This window comes from Berryella intestinalis (assembly GCF_000814825.1).
Classification (GTDB): Bacteria; Actinomycetota; Coriobacteriia; order Coriobacteriales; family Eggerthellaceae; genus Berryella; species Berryella intestinalis.
This window is the reverse complement of record NZ_CP009302.1, coordinates 526,957-544,233: the sequence shown is the minus strand read 5'-3', so window position 1 is coordinate 544,233 and position 17,277 is coordinate 526,957. Positions and strand designations below refer to the sequence as shown.

At 65.6% G+C, this 17,277-nt stretch carries 14 protein-coding genes; 4 read left to right on the top strand and 10 right to left on the bottom strand.

The window, feature by feature from the left end; translation table 11 throughout:
• Positions 1-204: 204 nt before the first annotated feature.
• Together JI75_RS02230 and thyX are read right to left on the bottom strand one after the other, a co-directional pair.
• Complete coding sequence (locus tag JI75_RS02230) at positions 205-1,284, bottom strand: DUF1385 domain-containing protein (protein WP_039688408.1); 1,080 nt, start codon at positions 1,282-1,284, stop codon at positions 205-207.
• Positions 1,285-1,354: 70 nt separating this feature from the next.
• Entirely contained in the window at positions 1,355-2,035 is a 681-nt protein-coding gene (gene thyX, locus JI75_RS02225) for an FAD-dependent thymidylate synthase (RefSeq protein ID WP_039688405.1), read from the bottom strand.
• 202 nt (positions 2,036-2,237) lie between these two features.
• On the opposite strand from thyX, the gene JI75_RS02220 reads away from it, so the two are divergent.
• Positions 2,238-3,128, top strand: a complete 891-nt coding sequence (locus tag JI75_RS02220) for a class I SAM-dependent methyltransferase (RefSeq protein WP_039688403.1) — start codon at positions 2,238-2,240, stop codon at positions 3,126-3,128.
• A gap of 42 nt (positions 3,129-3,170) precedes the next feature.
• Here the strand turns inward: JI75_RS02220 and JI75_RS02215 are convergent, their stop codons facing one another.
• Positions 3,171-3,839: a hypothetical protein gene (locus tag JI75_RS02215; RefSeq protein WP_240993204.1), complete on the bottom strand. Its 669-nt coding sequence runs from the start codon at positions 3,837-3,839 to the stop codon at positions 3,171-3,173.
• Between the two features lie 276 nt (positions 3,840-4,115).
• Complete coding sequence (rpmE, locus tag JI75_RS02210) at positions 4,116-4,583, bottom strand: 50S ribosomal protein L31 (protein ID WP_039688401.1); 468 nt, start codon at positions 4,581-4,583, stop codon at positions 4,116-4,118.
• 165 nt (positions 4,584-4,748) lie between these two features.
• On the opposite strand from rpmE, the gene JI75_RS02205 reads away from it, so the two are divergent.
• Entirely contained in the window at positions 4,749-5,243 is a 495-nt protein-coding gene (locus JI75_RS02205; protein WP_039688399.1) for a phosphatase PAP2 family protein, read from the top strand.
• Between the two features lie 38 nt (positions 5,244-5,281).
• On the opposite strand, the gene JI75_RS02200 is transcribed toward JI75_RS02205, so the two are convergent.
• Positions 5,282-6,301: a YeiH family protein gene (locus JI75_RS02200; RefSeq protein WP_039688397.1), complete on the bottom strand. Its 1,020-nt coding sequence runs from the start codon at positions 6,299-6,301 to the stop codon at positions 5,282-5,284.
• Positions 6,302-6,397: 96 nt separating this feature from the next.
• On the opposite strand from JI75_RS02200, the gene JI75_RS02195 reads away from it, so the two are divergent.
• Positions 6,398-7,303 carry a LysR family transcriptional regulator gene (locus JI75_RS02195; RefSeq protein WP_052241519.1) on the top strand — a complete coding sequence of 302 codons (906 nt, stop codon included), beginning with the start codon at positions 6,398-6,400 and terminating at the stop codon, positions 7,301-7,303.
• Positions 7,304-7,306: 3 nt separating this feature from the next.
• Here JI75_RS02195 and fdhF read toward each other — a convergent pair whose 3' ends face one another.
• From fdhF to JI75_RS02170, 5 genes are all read right to left on the bottom strand, one after another.
• Positions 7,307-10,024, bottom strand: a complete 2,718-nt coding sequence (fdhF, locus tag JI75_RS02190) for a formate dehydrogenase subunit alpha (protein ID WP_082019714.1) — start codon at positions 10,022-10,024, stop codon at positions 7,307-7,309.
• Positions 10,017-11,855 carry an NAD(P)-binding protein gene (locus JI75_RS02185; protein WP_039688395.1) on the bottom strand — a complete coding sequence of 613 codons (1,839 nt, stop codon included), beginning with the start codon at positions 11,853-11,855 and terminating at the stop codon, positions 10,017-10,019. The genes fdhF and JI75_RS02185 overlap by 8 nt, the downstream gene beginning before the upstream one ends.
• A gap of 436 nt (positions 11,856-12,291) precedes the next feature.
• Positions 12,292-13,173, bottom strand: a complete 882-nt coding sequence (gene lgt, locus JI75_RS02180) for a prolipoprotein diacylglyceryl transferase (RefSeq protein WP_052241518.1) — start codon at positions 13,171-13,173, stop codon at positions 12,292-12,294.
• Between the two features lie 165 nt (positions 13,174-13,338).
• Entirely contained in the window at positions 13,339-14,178 is an 840-nt protein-coding gene (locus tag JI75_RS02175) for a TrmH family RNA methyltransferase (RefSeq protein WP_039688393.1), read from the bottom strand.
• Complete coding sequence (locus JI75_RS02170) at positions 14,175-15,527, bottom strand: glycosyltransferase family 2 protein (protein ID WP_039688391.1); 1,353 nt, start codon at positions 15,525-15,527, stop codon at positions 14,175-14,177. Before JI75_RS02170 ends, JI75_RS02175 begins: the two co-directional genes overlap by 4 nt.
• 246 nt (positions 15,528-15,773) lie before the next feature.
• Between JI75_RS02170 and JI75_RS02165 the strand changes: the two genes are divergently transcribed.
• Entirely contained in the window at positions 15,774-17,273 is a 1,500-nt protein-coding gene (locus tag JI75_RS02165) for a helix-turn-helix transcriptional regulator (RefSeq protein ID WP_039688390.1), read from the top strand.
• Positions 17,274-17,277: the final 4 nt, after the last annotated feature.

Here is a 17,277-nt window from a genome sequence, read left to right as displayed (position 1 = left end):
GCACGGCAGCGCCGCTATTCGCACGAAAGCCCTTGCTTTGTTTTTACGTGCGGGGCGTTCAAGCGCAGGTTCGGCCCCTGCGCACAGCACCGCTCCGGCAGCGGGGCGGCACTGCGATAGGATACACGATAGCAGCAAACCGGACTCCAACCAAAACCCAACCCGCAGACTATCCAAACGCACCCGAACCGCGCTCGCTTCGGGCTACCGGGAAGCGACCCCTTCGGCCCGCTCGCGGTCGAGCACGAGCCTCATCGCCGCGATGGCGCACTCGATCTGCCCGTCGTCGGGCTCGCGCGTCGTGAGGTACTGCATCTGCAGGCCCGGCCACAGAATCACCTTGACCAGCGGGTTGTCGGGACGCGACCCCGCCCACTTCACCGTGATCTCGTACGATATGCCGGCGATGACCGGCATCAGCAGGATGCGGACCGCAACGACCAGGGCCAGCTTCGCGGGACCGTCGGGCACGCCCCAGGCTGCGATCAGGGAGTTGATCGGCGTGACGGCGTACACCACGATGGCGATCAGCATCACCATGATGAGAAACGCCGTCCCGCAGCGCACGTGCAGGCGCGGGAAGCGCCGGGCGTTTTCGGGCGTGAGGGGCAGGCCGTGCTCGAAGCAGTGGATGGCCTTGTGCTCGGCGCCGTGGTAGCCGAACATGCGCTTCGTGTCCTCCATGCGCCCGATCAGCCATATGTAGAACACGAAGACGGCGACGCGCAGGATCCCGTCGACCACGTTCCAGGCAAGCGTGTTGCGGTCGTACTCCCCCACGATGAGGTTCGTGAGGAACGCCGGGGCCACCATGAACAGCACGATGCCCACCACCAGCCCGACGATCATCGACAGGGCCACTTCGCGGTCCCCCAGCAAAGGGCGCGGCTCCCCGTCGGCGGCGGGCCGGTCGCGCGCATCCGCCCCGTCGGAGCCCGAACCGAAGCCGCAAGACGGTTCCGCATCGCCCTCGTCGTCGATGAACGCGTGGGCGGCCGCGATCTGCAGCGCCTTGTACCCCAGGGCGATCGATTCGGCGAAGGCGCGCACGCCGCGCACGACCGGCCAGTACAGCCACCGGTTCTTCTCCTTTCCGCTGGCAAGATCGTGCTCTTCGGTGTAGATGGTGCCCTGCGGTTCGCGCACGGCAACCGACCAGTTCAGCTTTCCGCGCATCATGACGCCCTCGAGAAGGGCCTGCCCCCCCACGTGGGTCTTCAGAGCGCCGTCCTCCGCAAACGCGCGGGACAGGTCGCTTTTCCGAGGTTCGGTTTCCGTCGGCATCGTTTCCCTTTCAGGTGCATTCGAAAACGGGCGCAGCGCAACCGAACGGATCGGAAGCCGCGGCCCCTTGTCAGTCGCGCTTCACGCGCGGGAAGGGCTTTCCGCAGGTCATCTTGCCCTCCGAGCAGCGTCCGCGCACGCAGCTCGCACCGGCGTCCATGAAGATGTAGGGCGCGGTGGGCCGAGCGAGCTCGAGCATGCGGTTGGCAAGCTCGCGGATCTCCCACTGCGCGCGCGAGCAGCAGCGGTGCGTGAAGAAGTGCAGAAGCTCGCGCACGTTCATGGTCACGACGATCTTCGTTTCGGCCGCGTTGGGAAGCAGGTAGCGCGCGTCCTCTGCGGGGACGCCCGCTTCGAGGAAGCGCTGGTAGGCCTTCTCGATATCGGCGATGAGCCGGTCGAACTCGGCCGAGGCCTCGGGACGCTCGGCGATCGTGGGCGGCTTGACCGTATCGAACCCGTCTTTGAACTTCACGTAGCGCTGGCTTTGCTGATTGTAGCTGGCGAGGCGATGGCGCACCAGCTGATGGGTGAGGGCCCGCGACACCCCGTCGACGGCGAAGGTGTAGCTGGCGTGCTCGAGCGTCGAGAAATGCCCGGATCCCATGATAGTCTTCAGCACGCTGTACATGCGCTCTTCCGACATCGACTCCATGAGCTCGGACGCCCCCACCGGCGCATAGCACAGGCGCGCGGCGGTAGCGATGGCCCGTTCGGGATCGGGGGTGTGGTACAGCAGCTCGACTTGCATGGGTCCCTCTCTTTCAACCTCGGCGGAACCGAGAAAACCGGCGTTCCGCCCGCCTGGACGGCGCAGAGCAATTAGTATAGTACGCAAGCAACGACAACCGCCGAGGCGCGCCGGGAAGGCCGTAAAACAACTGCAACCGCCGAGGCGCGACGACACCCGGCAAAGCGAACCTGCCGACCCGCACCGCACACGAGGAGCCCCCATGACCGATCAGCCCCGACCCCTGTTGACGACCACCGACTGGAACGACGAGTGGCGCGCGCTCCAGAAAAGCCGCGCGAAGGCCTCCGACGCCAAGGCTTGGGACGAGCGCGCGGCCACCTTCCCCACGGCGCACGGATCGCAAAGCGGCTACATCGAGCGGTTCTTGGAGCTGGCCGGGGTTCGCGAGGGCGAAACCGTGTTCGACATGGGATGCGGCACCGGGGCGCTGGCCATTCCCCTCGTCGAGGCGGGCCACCCCGTGATCGCTGCGGACTTCTCGACCGGCATGCTGGGCGTCATGATGAGGGATCTCGCGCGCATCGCAGAACCCGAGGAAGGGTCGCTCGGACCGGACGTTCGGGTTATGAAGATGAGCTGGGAAGACGATTGGGAGCGCTTCGGCGTGAAGCCCCAAAGCGCCGACGTCGCCGTCGCAAGCCGATCGATCGCGACCAGCGACCTCGAGGACGCCCTGATGAAGCTTGATGCAGTCGCACGGCGGCGCGTGTGCATCACCCTGCCCTGCGCCTCGTCCCCGCGCATCGACCGCGCGTTCATCGATGCGGTCGGGCTCGGCCGGGGGCTGGGGCGCGACTTCCTCTACGCCTTCAACATCCTCGCCGCGCGCGGCATCCGCCCCGAAGTCGCCTATATCCCCAGCAAGCGCCACGATACGTTCGAAACCATCGACGAAGCGCGCAGGCTGTTCGGCGCGATGATCGAGTCCGCCGCACGGGAAGACGACGACGCATCGGTCGAACGGGCCTTCGACCTGCTCGAACCGTGGCTGTCCGAAAACATCGTCCCGAACGACCGCGACGGGGAAAAGCCCCTGCGCACCAAAAACCCCCGCAACGTCACGTGGGCCTTCGTTTCCTGGGACAAGTAGAGGCGCCGTTTCAGGGGCCGCGCCCTGCGGGAGCCGCGCGGCCTAACCCTCGCGAGCGCCGAAGCTGAGGCGCAGATCGCGCGAAAGGCCGCTTCGATCGGGACCCACCACGCGAACGCCGCCCCATGCGCCTGCGTCCAGCCGGGAGAGGGCGCGGGGCAGCAGGTCCTCCCGGACCACGACGAGCGCATGGGGAAAGGATGCGGTTGCGCCGGAATCGAGCAGGCGGACCGCCTCGACGAGCCCCTCTTCGCGCTCGAGCTCGAGACGGCCGAGCTCGTCTACGACGAGCAGGCCGGGAACCGTTGGAGGCCGCAGCGACAGGCGCGAGAAGTGCGCGTTCACCCTCGCCAGTGCGCCGTCGTCGATCGACCATCCCAGCCCGGCTCGCTCTGCCTGGCTTTGCGGGTCGAGGGCGCCGCAGCGGACGGCGACGTCCCTGCGCAGGGCGAACGTCACGCGTTGGCGCTCGGGGAGCAAGACGTTGTCGATGCCGACCTTCTCGAGCGCGCCCGAGCCGTCCTGCGGGGATGCGCCTGCCCGAAGACCGCGCCACATACCGGGAGCGACCACCCCGTACGCGGGGACGCCGGCATCGTCGAGATCCCGGATGAGTCGCTCGATCCACCTGGTCTTTCCGATCTGGATCTTTCCCGTCAGAACGAACAGCACGCCTTTGCCCTTCGCCAAGCCCCAACCATACCCGTCCAAGGATAAACCATTCCCCCGGGAAGAAGCGGCGGGAAGGCGACCAAGATCCCGCCGCCGCAGCCTGCGCTATGCGCCTTCGGGAAGCAGCTTCTCTGGGTCTATGCCGACGATCCGGTTGCATCGCGCGAATCTATCGGATTCGTTTGGCTCGAATCGAGAACCCTTTCGAGCGAGGAGCTCTCGTTCATGGAGTATCTGCAGGAGCGGTAACGCACGAGGCCCCTTCGAGAGATTCTCGAAGGGGCCTCGTCGACCTATGAAGCGAGTTGAGTCGGATTACTCGGCGGACTCGGGAGCAGCGGTCTCCTCGACCGTCTCTGCAACCTCGGCGGCTTCGGCCTCGGCGGGAGCCTCGGCAGCGGCCTTCTCGGCCTCAGCGGCAGCCTTCTCGGCTTCGGCAGCGGCCTTCTTAGCGAACTCCTCGGCGCGCTTGGCCTTCTCGGCGGCCTTCGCCTCGCGCTCGGCCTTGCGCTTCTCCTCGGCAGCGGCCACCTCGGCGGCGCGCTTGGCCTTGCGCTCTTCCTCGCGAGCGGCGACGGTGTCCTTGGCAGAGCCGAACTTGTCGGCGAAGCGCTGGACGCGTCCGCCGGTGTCGACGAACTTCTGCTGACCGGTGTAGAACGGGTGGCACGCGTTGCAGATCTCAACACGGATCTCGGGCTTGGTGGCGCGAGTCTTGAACGTGTTGCCGCAGCTGCACGTGACGGTGCACTCGACGTACTCGGGATGGATATCAGGTTTCATATGGGTTCTCCTTTTCGAGGACTTGGTTTCCGACCAAGTCGAAGACAAGCTCATGCATGATAACACATCCGCCGTCGAAAGCCGATGGCGCATCGCGCCTCCATACGACGAACCTTCGCGGATGCAGCGAAGGCGCCGCAGGGACGCTCATGTATCATGGGTTCTATGTACGAACGATTCTACCGCGACATATCGAGCGCCCTAAGGCGCATCCCCCGCGCAGGACGGGCCCTCAACCTGCTGGACAAGGGCCTCGTGTGCCTCATCGCCGGCGGCTATGCGTTCGAGCTGTGCCGCATGCTGCTGGGAGGAGACGGCCGTTGGATGCGGTTCGCCCTCGTCCCCGCTGCCGGGTTGGCGATCTGCACCGCGATCCGCGCCGCGCTGAACGCGCCGAGGCCCTACGAGCTGTTCGACGTCGAGCCGCTTATCGAGAAGAAGACGGCCGGCAAGTCGCTTCCCAGCCGCCATGTGTTCAGCGCGGCCGTCATCGCCTGCGCAATCGCGTGGATCGATCCCGCCTGGGGCGCTGCCGCCTGCGCCGCAACCGTCGCCGTGGCCGCGGCGCGCGTTTTAGGAGGGGTCCATTTCATCCGCGACGTAGCCGCCGCCCTTGCCCTCGCGCTCCTCGTGTCGGCAGTGGGATTCTGCCTGATCTGATTTCGCGAAGATGGGCGCCCGGCACGCGGCGGGGCGTTTTAAAAGAAGGTCTTCGCAGCGAACAGAACGAACGCAAACAACCCGAACGATGTGACCAGCGCGGCAACGAACGCGTTGCGGCCGCGCGAGAACAGGGCCTTGAAATTCACCGACATGCCCAAAGCGGCCATCGCCATCCCGAGCACCAGATAGCTCAGCCTCACGAGGAAATCCAGCATCTCCTGCCCCAGGGGGACGAACGTCCCCACGATGCTGGTCGCAACGAAGCCCAGCATGAACCAGGGAACGGGCACCCGACGCCCGGACGCATCGCCGACCCCTTCCTTCCTGCGGTACCACACGCCCACGATGAGGGCGACGGGAACCAGCAGCAGCACGCGGGAGAGCTTGGCGACGATCGCGACGTCCAAGCCGTCCGGACCGGCCGCGCTGCCCGCCGCAACCGCGTGCGCGATCTCGTGCAGGGATCCGCCGGCAAGCACGCCGAACTGATGCGGATTCATCCCGATCAGCGGATACGCCAACACTTCGATCAGCGTGAACAGGGTCCCCAGCAACGCGACGATGGCAACCGCGACCACCTTGTCCTCGGCGAAGCGCTTCGTGTTCTCGTCCCCGTCGGCCACCTGCGACGCGATGCCCATGACGGCCGCAGCCCCGCAGATCCCCGTACCCGATGCGGTGAGGATGGCCAATCGGCGCCCCACGCCGAGGCGGCGTGCGATGTTGTAGGCGACGAGGACGGTGAGCGATACCACCAAGCAGGACAGGGCCATCGATTTGACCCCCGCCTCGGCCAGCATCGCGAGGTTCAGCTTGAAGCCCAAAAGGATGATGCCGAGCCTGAGGAACTTGTTCGAAATGAAGCCGATCCCGCTGCTGGCGTAATCCACCGCCCTGCGCCACGTCTGAAACGCCATGCCCAATACCAGCGACAGAACCAGGGCTCCGACGATGGACAGATACGGGAGCCCCGCAAGAAACGCCCCCAGGCACGAGCAGGCCAACGTTGCAAGGCATGCCGCCAGAAACCTTGGCGACAGAATCGTCTTCTTCACTTCACCATCTCCTTCACCTGCAACCCTAGCACGCCAAATCCATAAATTAATATTAAGATAAACGAGGTTATGCAAATTATTATTTATAGGAGAGCTATGAACCCGCTGTTCGACTATCGTCTCGAAACGCTTCTTAACGTAGCCCGAACCGGGTCGTACACCGCGGCGGCGCAGCAGCTGTTCATCAGCCAGCCGGCCGTCTCTCAGCAGATCAGGTCCCTTGAAGGCGACCTGGGAATACCTCTGGTCGAACGCGGGGGGAGGACGATCGAGCTCACCCGCGCCGGCCGCGATCTCGTCGGGTACTACGCGCGCCTGTCCATCGACGGCTGCAAGTTCGTGGAGGGTCTGCGCGAAAGGGCCGAAACGCCTCTGCACATCGGTGCAACGCTCTCCATCAGCCAGTTCCTTCTCCCCGACCTCCTCGTCGGCCTCATGAGGGAGAAAAGGCGCTTCACCGTCCAGGTGTCGAACACCGAGTCGCTGCTGCGGCGCATCGGGGCGGGCGACATCGATTTCGCGCTGGTCGAAGGCAATGTCGACCGGTCGGCGTTCGGATTCGTAGACCTGGGCGTCGCCGAGCTTCGCACCGTGATGGGAGCGAGCGAGGACGAGCCCGAAAGCATCCGGCAGATGCTGAGCATGCCCCTGTTCGTGCGCGAGAAAGGGTCGGGGACGCGGGCCATCCTGGAAAGCTGGCTTGCGGGCAACGGCTACCGGATACAGGATTTCAAGCGCGTCGTCGAGATCGGCGACCAAACGACGATCATCCGGCTGCTCGAACGCGGGAAGGGCGTTTCGCTGATGTACCGGGACCTCGTTTCCGAGCAGATCGCCCGGGGATCCATCCGCGAAGTCGGCGGCGAGGGCTTCCGGCTATCGCATCCCCTGCTGGCCGTCTTCCTGAAGAGCAGCAGCTGGGCGAAGGATTACAGGAAGCTGGTGGGCACCCTGCTGAAAAACAGGGCGGCAGCCGATTCTCCCGACTGCCGCCCCGCGTAGGATCTATACCGCCAGCTTCTCCACCTTGACGGCGCACACCTTGTATTCGGGCGCCTTGGCAACCGAATCGAGCGCTGCGATGGTCAGCCAGTTGGCGTTGCCGTCCTGGAAGTGGAAGGGCATCCAGGTCTGGCCGGGATTCGTCTTGCCTGACACGCGCGCCGTCGATTCGATGCGCCCGCGACGCGACGAGACGGCCACCCGGTCGCCGTCGCCGATCCCCAGCCGGTCCGCGTCGGCGTCGTTCATCTCGATAAACGACGTGTTGCCGATCTGCTCGATACCCTCGGTGCGCCCGGTCATGGCGCAGGCGTTGTACTGATGCAGCACGCGCCCCGTCGTGAGGACAAGCGGGTACTCGTCGTCGGGCAGCTCGACCGAAGGCTGGTACCGCTCGGGCTTGAACAGGCCCAATCCGCGCGTGAATGCGCCCTTGTGCAGGTACGGCGTTCCCTCGTGCTCGGGCGACGTGCACGGCCACTGCAGCCCGTCGTTGCGATGCGCGCGGCTGTCGAGACGCTCGTGGGACACGCCCGCATAATGCGGGTCGACCGAAGCGATCTCGTCCATGATCTCGGCCGCCGTCAGATACGGCTGAGGATACCCCATGCGGTTCATGAGGTCGGTGATGATATCGGTGTCTAAGCGGCTGTCCCCTTCGACCTCGACTGCCTTGCGCACGCGCTGGATGCGGCGCTCGGTGTTGGTGAACGTGCCCTCCTTCTCGGCATAGCTGCGGCCGGGGAGGATGACGTCGGCGTATTTGGCCGTCTCGGTGATGAACAGCTCCTGCACCACCAGGAAATCGAGGGACTGGAGGGCCTTGATCACGTGGTGGGTGTCCGGGTCGGTTCGCACGGGGTCCTCGCCCATGATGTACATGGCCTTGAGCTCGCCCGAGATCGCCGCAGGGAACTCTTCGGTGGCGAAGCGCCCCTGCTTGCGGTTGAGCTCCACCCCCCAGGCCTCCTCGAACTTCTCGAACACGCCCGGCGTCGAGAACTTCTGGTACCCCGGGAAGTCGCCCGGGTTGGCGCCCATGTCGCAGGCTCCCTGGACGTTGTTCTGCCCGCGCACCGGGTTCACGCCGCACCCCGGCCGGCCGATCTTGCCGGCCGCCATGGCCAGGTTCGACAGCGACACCACGCCCGCGGTGCCGGTGGAATGCTCCGTAACGCCCAGGCAGTACATAATGGCGGCCCTATCGACGCTGCCGTACAGGCGCGCCGCCTGCACCAGGTCGTCCGCATCGATTCCGCAGATCTCCGCCACGCGCTCGGGCGTGTAGTCCGCAACGACCTCCTTCAGCTCTTCGAAGTTCTCGGTGCGCTCGGAGATGAACGCCTCGTCTGCCAATCCCTCGCGGATCAGCAGATGGGTCATGCCGTTGGCGAACGCGACATTGGTGCCCGGGCGCAGTTTGAGGTGGACGTCGGCCTTCGAGGCCAGCTCGATGCTGCGCGGATCGACCACGATCAGCCGCGCACCGCGTTCGACCGCGCCGCGCACCTGCATGCCGAACACGGGATGCGCCTCTTCGACGTTGGTGCCGACCATCATGATGACTTCGGCGTTCGTCGTGATATCGGAAATGGAGTTCGTCATAGCGCCCGAACCGAGTGTGGTTGCCAGACCGGCAACGGTGGGGGCGTGTCAAACCCGGGCGCAACTGTCGACGTTGTTCGTCTTGAACACCGTGCGCGTCATCTTCTGCAGCATGTACACGTCTTCGTTGGTCGAGCGCGAGCACGCAAACGATGCGATGGCGTCCCCTCCGAACTCGTCCCGGATGCGCGTCATCTTGGTTGCGACCAGGTCGAGCGCCTCGTCCCATGTGGCGGACTCGAACTCGCCGGTTTCGCGGTTCTTGATCAGAGGCGTGGACACGCGATCGGGCGAGGTGACGAAGTCGAAGCTGGCAGAACGACCCTTCACGCACAGAAAACCTCTGTTGGAAGGTCCGTCGAGCGCTTCGGTATCGACGATCTTGCCGTCTTTCACGATGAAGTTGAACTGGCAGCCCACCGCGCAGTGCGGGCACGTGGTCCGCACGCGCTTGGCGCCCTTCATCGTGTAGTCGCGGGTGCGCTTCTGGGAAATCGCCCCCGTCGGGCACGCAGCCGCGCAGCAGCCGCACGATTCGCAGGTGCTGACGTTCCAATCGGGCCCGAACGGCGCGTCGATGGTTGCCCGGGTCCCGCGATGCACGGTGCCCAGGATGTGGTTGTGCGCACCTTCGTTGCAGGCCGCGACGCATCGCTGGCAGCGGATGCAGATGTTGGGATCGAAGGACAGGAACGGGTTGCTGTCGACCAGAGGCTCGCGCACGGAGTGGGGATAGGGCTCGCTGATGCGCGCCGTATCGGCCCCCACCATCTTCGCCACGCGCTCGAGCTGGGTCTGACCCACGTTATCGGGATCGCGCAGCGGGTCGGGCCGGTACTCGGCCAAGATGAGCTCCATGGCCATGCGGCGGTAGCGCTGCACGCGCTCGGACTTCGTGTCGATGACCATACCGTCTGCGACCTTGGTGTTGCAGGCGGGGACCAGGTTCGCCCGCCCCTCGACCGCAACCGAGCATATGCGGCACGAACCGAGGTTGTTCAGGCCCTTCAGAAAGCACAGCGTCGGAACGAACGCGCGCGCCAGAGGGACGGCTTCGAGAATCGTGGAGCCCTCGGCGACCTCGACGTCGATCCCGTCGATCGTGACCTTACACATATTGGATACGACCTCCCTTCTGCGTCCCGCATCCGAAATGATCGCAGCGAAGGCAGCGGCCGCATTCCTGCAGCACCTCTTCGCGCGAGATCTCCAGCTCGACCCCCTCGAAATCGCGCTTGCGCTCGCGCGCGGGGCGCTCGGCGATGTTCACCCGGCCGGTGGGGCGCCGATCGTTCGGCTTGGCTTCGGGAGCCGTCACGCCCGGGTCGAGCGTATGGTTGTAGCCCAGGTAGTGGTCGATGTTGCGCGCAGCCACCTTGCCGGCGCCGATCGCCTTGATGATGGTGGCCGGGCCGGTCTGGCAGTCGCCGCCGACGAACACGCCCTCGAGCCCCGTTGCGACGAGGAACTCGTCGGCCGTCAGGCGGCCGCGGTTGGCGGTCATGCCGAACTCCTCGAAAGGAGCGCTGACGATATCCTGTCCGACTGCAACCAAGATGACGTCGGCCTCGATGCGGTTGGCCGGCCTGTTCGCGTTCACCGGCGCGGGGCGCCCGCCGCGAACCAGGCTTATCATCTGGGGCTGCGTGACAAGTGCTGTGCAGCGGCCCTGCGCGTCGACCTCGATCTCGAGCGGGGCTTCGAGCATCATGAGCTCCACGCCCTCGTTCGCCGCGGCCTCGACCTCGGCCTCGAGCGCCGTCATATCCTCCCGGCGGCGCCGGTACACCACCGACACCTCGGAGGCGCCGCAGCGCACGGCGGTGCGCGCGCAGTCCATCGCAACGTTGCCGCCGCCGATAACGGCCACGCGCTTGCCCGTGTAGTCGGGGTAGTCGCCGTCCCCGATGCGCTCCAGCATGGCGACGGCCGACGAAACGCCCTGCGCGTCGATGCCGGGAAGGTCGAGCGTTTTGCCCACCTGGGCGCCGATGGCGACGAACACGGCGTCGAACTCGTCGGCGATGCGGCGCATCTCCGCTGCGTCGACCGGATGCTCGTACTCGACCTCGATGTCCCTCAAAGCCAGAATGCCGCGGATGTCTTCGTCCAGGCGCTCTCGCGGGAAGCGGTACGCGGGGATCCCGTAGCGCATCATGCCGCCCAGCTGCTTGCGGCCTTCGAACACCGTCACGCTGTGCCCCATGAGCGCGGAAAAGTAGGCGCAGGTCATTCCACCGGGACCGCCGCCGATGACGGCCACGCGCTTGCCCGTGGGAACGTTTTGCGGAGGCGTGGGAACGGTGTCGCACGGGGCGTTGTCAACCGCGTACTTCTTGATGCCGCGGATGTTGATGGGGGCGTCGATGATGCGCCTGCGGCAGCGGATCTCGCAAGGATGCTCGCACACCAGGGCGCATGCCGTCGGGAACGGGTTGTCCTTGCGAACCATGTTCACCGCGCCGGCGTTGTCGCCTTCGGCGACCAGCGCGATGTAGCCGGGAACGTTCACATGGGCGGGACAGAGGGCCTCGCACGGGACCTTCTGCTCGATGCGCGGACCGCAGCACCCCCGCTCGACGTGCGAAGCGTACTCGTCGGCGAACGTATCCATGCCCTGAAGGAACGCTTCGGCAGCGTTGTACCCGATCGCGCAGTCGGACGTGTCGCGGATCATCTCGGCCAGAGCGCGGATGTCGTCGAGGTCCGACGCGTCGGCGCGGCACTCGGCCACACAGCGGACCTTCTGCGCCAGCGCCGGGATGCCGTCGCGGCACGGGACGCACTTGCCGCACGTCTGGGCCCCGCTCGATTCGAGCATGGTCAGATGGAGATGAACCGGGCACATCCCCGGCGGTGCAGTCTCGACGCGGCGCTGGAAGTCAAGCAGGTAGCTTTCCAGCTTCGCATCGGCGGCAGACTGCGGAGATATTGACAACCTGCTCACATTCCCCCCTCAAGAAAACGTGTCGGATCGATTCCGCCTATGGTCTCATCGCGCGGCGAGGCGCTTGCCGATCACGGCCGTTCCGTTGCAGAAGGGTCACGTTGCCCGAAGGTTTTCCACATGCGGGCAAACTCGGCGAAACATCGCTTGGAGCAGCGGGTTCGGCGACCCGCCGCGAGACGGGGAGCGGCCTTCCATCATATCCGACCGATTACAGGCCCCCTGATCTTACCCTCCATTTAACGCAGGGTTAACAAGCTTATCGGCAGCTGGCCGAAAAGCCCCGATCGAGGGCGCATCCGCTGCCCGCGGTCCGCGACCGGGAAGACGCTTTGCATCCGCCCCGACGCAGCACGGCTCCCAGGCCGCTACGGCGCCTGCCTTCCGGGCCGAAGGGAGCGCCGGCATCCGTCCCGGCACGGTCGCCGCCGGGCCGCTATGCCGCCGAGCCGCCCTGCGCCTCGTCGTCGGCGAGCGCATCCGAAGAACCGCCTTCGCAAACCGCCGGCAGCCCCTGTTGCGGAAGCTTCTTGGCAAGGGAAAGCGCCAGCACCACCGCCCCTGCCACGATAAGCGGCACGGAAAGCACCTGGCCCATGGTGAGCCATCCGCCGTAGAGGTAGCCCAGCTGCACGTCGGGCTGGCGCACGAACTCGACGAGGAACCGCGCGATGCCGTACACGACGAGAAACGCCCCGATGAAGGTGCCGCGCGGACGGGGCGGGGTCTTGCGCGACAGAGCGAACAGCAGCGCGAACAGCAGCAGCCCTTCGAGGGTGGCCTCGTAGAGCTGGGTGGGATGGCGCATGACGTCTCCCGCGGCACCGCCGAAGCTGACGCCCCAGGGGGCATCGGTTGTCGCCCCCCACAGTTCGCCGTTGATGAAGTTCGCGCAACGTCCGAAGAACAGGCCGATCGGAGCGGCGATCGCCCCGAGGTCGGCCAGCGTGAGGTACGGGATGCCCGTAAGCCTTGCCGCCACCGCACCGGCCGCCAGGGCCCCCAGAAGCCCGCCGTGAAAACTCATGCCCCCGTGGTTGAGCGCCAGGATCTCAAGCGGGTTTCTCAGATAGTCGCCGTCTCCGTAGAACAGCACGTAACCCAGACGGGCCCCGACGATAACGCCGACGATAACGCAGAACACGATGGTGATCAGCGCATCCTCGTCGATCCGCAGCTTCCAGCGCCTCGAGGTACGCGCGATCACCAAACCGGCGCACGCGAACCCCAGGATATAGGCCAGCCCGTACCATCGCACCGCGAAAGGGCCGATGCTGAAGGCAATAGGATCGAGGGCGTGGTAGATCTCGTTGAGCACGTGGGTTCCTTCCGAAAAAGCGACCCTGCCGCCGCAAACCGGCCGAGCCGCGGAATCTGCACGAAGGACTTCATTTTAGCAGGGCGGCGAAACGCCATCGCCCCCGCAATCGGGCGTCTGCTCAACAAAACCCGACGCGGACCCGGAAAACGCGTCGAACGCTTCTTATCGGCGCAGCTCCCAAAACGCGATAGCCCCTGCAACCGCCACGTTCAGCGAGTCCACCTCGTGCGCCATGGGAATGATCACCGTGCGGTCGCACGCCTCGATCGTGCTTTCGAACAGCCCGTCGCCTTCCGTCCCCAGCACCAGCGCCACGCGCCCGCCTGCCTGCCCGACGCATGCGTCGAGGGGGACCGCGCCGTCGCGCAGGGCCATCGCCATCACCGTGAACCCCAGATCGTGCAGAAGCGGCACGGTCGAAGGCGCCCATTCGCGCGGGGCGTCGATGCGCGTCCAGGGCACCTGGAACACCGCCCCCATGCTCACCCGCGCGCAGCGTCGGTAGAACGGATCATGGCAGGAGGGCGAGACGAGCACCGAATCGATTCCCAGCGCCGCCGCCGAGCGGAACAGCGACCCCATATTCGCGTAGTTGGTCACGTCCTCGAGAATGGCGACGCGGCGCGCGCCATCCAGAACCTCGCCCAGGCCGGGCAAAGGCGGACGCTCGAAGGCCGCAAGGGCCCCGCGCGTCACCTCGTAGCCGGTCAGCTCGCGGAACTGCCCGTTGCTGGCAACGTACACGGTGGCTTCGGGGTAGTCGGCCTCGACCCGCTCGATCACGGGACGCTCGTGCTCGAACCAATGCTCTTCCACGAACAGGGAGATGGGCCGCACCCCCGCATCGAGCGCGCGTTCGATCACCCGGAGCGACTCGGCGATGAACGCCCCGTTTCCCAAGCCGGGACCCAGGCCCTCGCCGCGCTTGAGCTGGCCGTCGGTCATGCCCGAGTACAGGCGCAGACCCCCGTCGGACAGATCTTTCATGCGCACGACCGTCATCGGCCCAGCACCTCGCCCACCGCCTCGGACACTTTGCGCTCGAGCCGCTCGAAGACCTCCCGCTCGTCGGCATCCAGGCGCGACGAGCGCATCGCCTCGAACTGCCCGCACACGCGGTCGACCTTGCGCAGAAGAGCGTCGGCCTGCGGGGTGAGCGACACGTCCAGCAGGGTCATCATCTGCTCGCGCAAGGGCAGCTGGAGGTTCGAGGCCACATCGGAAAGGCTTTCCGCCGACCCGATGGGGACGAACCTGCGCGCCACGAGCTTCTGCAGCGAGGCTGCGATCGCTATGGGAGACAGGCCCAGCAGCTCGGCGGCCTCCTGAACGCTGCGCCGCTCCCCCGCGTTGCGCAGGTACAAAAGCAGCTCGACGTCGCGCACGTCGAGCTCGAACTCGCCCGCCACCTCTTCCAGAGCCCGATCGAACAGCACGCGCTGGCGGCACAGGCCGAAAAACGAGTCGGCCCTGCCCAGACCTTCGGAGGCCGGCACGTCTTCGTCCAGCGAGAGGCGCTTCGACTCGGACACGAACGGGATCGCCGCGTCATCGTGGGAGAATTCGACCAGGAACCGGTACACGCCCAGCCTGCGGGCGCGGTAGTCGCGCTCGTCGTAGAGGCGGCGGTAGAAGTCGCGGTAATACTCAACCACGTTGAGCTTCATACGCACCACGTCGGCGACGTTCATGCCCTGGCTCACCAGGCTGCCCTCGGTTTTGACGTAATAATAGCCCGGCGCATGCAGGGGGAACACGGTTGATGCGTGGAGCACGTACTCCATGTTGAAGATGAAATCCTCGCACCAGCTGAGCTGGGGATCCATGCGCAGCGAGAACTCCTCGACGACGCTCCTCCTGAACAGCTTGTTCCATAGGGCGCCGAAATAGTAGTCGGCCGGGTTCTCCAAGAGCAAGTCGCCGTACTCTTCGCGCGTGAGCGGTCCCTGGCCGGAAATGCTGCCCTTCACCGCCGCCCACTCGTTCACCACGCGGTAGAAATCGGCGATCACCATATCGCAGCCGCTCTCCTCGATGGCCCCGACCATATTCTGGGTGCAGTCGGGAGCGATCCAGTCGTCCGCATCGACGAACTGCAGGTAATCGCCGCAAGCCAGGTCGAGGGCGGTGTTGCGCGCCATGGAAACCCCGGCGTTGCGCTTGTGCACGACCTTGACGCGCGCATCGCGATTCGCGTAATCGTCGCAGATCAACGGCGACGAATCCTCGCTTCCGTCGTCTATGAGAAGCAGTTCGAAATCGGCCAGCGTCTGGCAGAGGATGCTGTCGATGCAGCGCTCCAGCACCGACGCGGCGTTGTACACCGGAACGATGATGCTTACTTTGGGCATGTCAACCTCGCGTTCTTTGGCAGGGACCCGTCACGGCGCCGGCGATGCGCCGCACAGGGCCGCAAAACGACCCGCTCCATTTAACCGCACCGTTGCGCATATGCGCATCACGTTCCCGGACGATCCTCAAAAGAAGCCCGCAACCCAAGCGAGGAAGAGGCGGGTCGGCAATCCGGCGGGGAGACGGCACCGACTCGGGCGCGTTCGCGTACAATGACGGAAACGGAACCGGGAGGAAAGGCCGCAATGGGCAAGCGCACGAGGATACCTCTGCACTACATCGGATGGGGGCTGCTGCTCGCATGGCTGTTCTGCACGTTCTACACGCGGATAACCGCCCTCGCCCTCCCCTCGCCCGCCATCGAACCCCTGGGAGGGTTCGCGATGCGGGCGGCCTTCGCGATCGCCCCCGTGCTTTTCGCCGTCGTCACCATCCTCGCGCTGATCGCCGGCGAGCGCCGATGCTCCGACATGGAATCGAGCAAGGGCCTTTCCTTCGTCGCAGCCTGCGTCACCGGCGCTTTCACCCCGCTTATGTACCTGCGGACCGGAGACGCGGCCCTCGATGGGGCGTCGTACCTGGTCGGAGGCATCGCAAGCGGGATCGGAAGCGGTTTCATGTGGGTGTCGTGGGGCGCCCTCTACGCCAATCTTGATCAGGAGACTACGGAGTCGGCCTCGATCATCGCCTGCGCCGGGGCGATCCTCGTCGCCCTGGGGGTATCGGCCATGGTCGGCTGGGCCGCCGTGGGGCTCGTTTCAAGCCTGCCCCTCGTTTCGGGTTGGCTGCTGAGGCTCTCATGGCTCGATCAGAGCGAAGCCGAACCAGGGCGAAAGTGCGACGGAGCACCCTCCCGGGCAATCGCTGCGAACAAGGAGAAGCCGCTCGAGGCGCTTTCCCGCGTGTGGAAGGGCAGTTGGGGGCTTCTCTACCTTTCCGTATTCGTCTGCATCGCAGGCAGCTTCTGGGAGCGCAGCGACACGATCTCGCCGTCCTTCCAGGCCGTTTTAGCGATCGGAGTGCTGTTCGTCATCGGGGTGGGGCTTATGGCCCAGTTCGGTCCACGGCAAACCTCGATCGTTTTCCTATGTCGCTGGGCCAGTCCGCTCGTCGTTCTCGCGCTTGCCCTGGTCGCGTTCGACGCATCGGAGACGGGGCTGTTCATCGCCTCGTCCATCGCGCTTTTGTGCCGCTTCGCGTTCTGCATGGTCACCCAGATGCATTTCGCACGGTTCGCGAAGCGGGGGCTCGCCACTCCCATCCAGGCATATGGGGTGGGATGGATCCTCATCCACGTGGGCGACCTCGTCGGCTTGCTGGCGTTCGAGGCCGTCAGCGCAAGCGACCCGATCGGTGGCCGCTCATTCGCCCTGGCCTCCATCGTCGTCCTGGTTGCAGGGGTCATGGTCTTCCTCGGCCGGGACGACAGCTTCGTCACCCCTGCGCAGATCGCGGCGATGCCCCTCGCCGATGACAAGGGGCATCGCCAAAACTCCGAACAAGACGCCGCTTCCCGCCGCGAGGGCTTCGAAGACCCGCGCGAGCAGAGGATCCTGCAGCTCGCCCGATCGTTCGGGCTTACCGAGCGCGAGACAGCCGTGTTCGAGCTGCTGATGAAGGGCCGTTCGGTCCCTTATATCCGCGACGAGCTCGTCATCTCGAAGAACACCGTCGCGACTCACGTGAAGCACATCTACGCCAAGTCCGGCGTCCACACGCGCCAAGAATTGCTCGACCTCATGTGAGGAA

Excerpts from the sequence above, each read along its gene's own strand:
- JI75_RS02175 (WP_039688393.1), bottom strand. The coding sequence starts at position 14,178 with ATGACGGTCGTGCGCATGAAAGATCTGTCCGACGGGGGTCTGCGCCTG.
- JI75_RS02220 (WP_039688403.1), top strand. The coding sequence starts at position 2,238 with ATGACCGATCAGCCCCGACCCCTGTTGACGACCACCGACTGGAACGAC.
- rpmE (WP_039688401.1), bottom strand. The coding sequence starts at position 4,583 with ATGAAACCTGATATCCATCCCGAGTACGTCGAGTGCACCGTCACGTGC.
- thyX (WP_039688405.1), bottom strand. The coding sequence starts at position 2,035 with ATGCAAGTCGAGCTGCTGTACCACACCCCCGATCCCGAACGGGCCATC.
- JI75_RS02230 (WP_039688408.1), bottom strand. The coding sequence starts at position 1,284 with ATGCCGACGGAAACCGAACCTCGGAAAAGCGACCTGTCCCGCGCGTTT.
- JI75_RS02165 (WP_039688390.1), top strand. The coding sequence starts at position 15,774 with ATGGGCAAGCGCACGAGGATACCTCTGCACTACATCGGATGGGGGCTG.
- JI75_RS02170 (WP_039688391.1), bottom strand. The coding sequence starts at position 15,527 with ATGCCCAAAGTAAGCATCATCGTTCCGGTGTACAACGCCGCGTCGGTG.
- JI75_RS02195 (WP_052241519.1), top strand. The coding sequence starts at position 6,398 with ATGAACCCGCTGTTCGACTATCGTCTCGAAACGCTTCTTAACGTAGCC.
- JI75_RS02205 (WP_039688399.1), top strand. The coding sequence starts at position 4,749 with ATGTACGAACGATTCTACCGCGACATATCGAGCGCCCTAAGGCGCATC.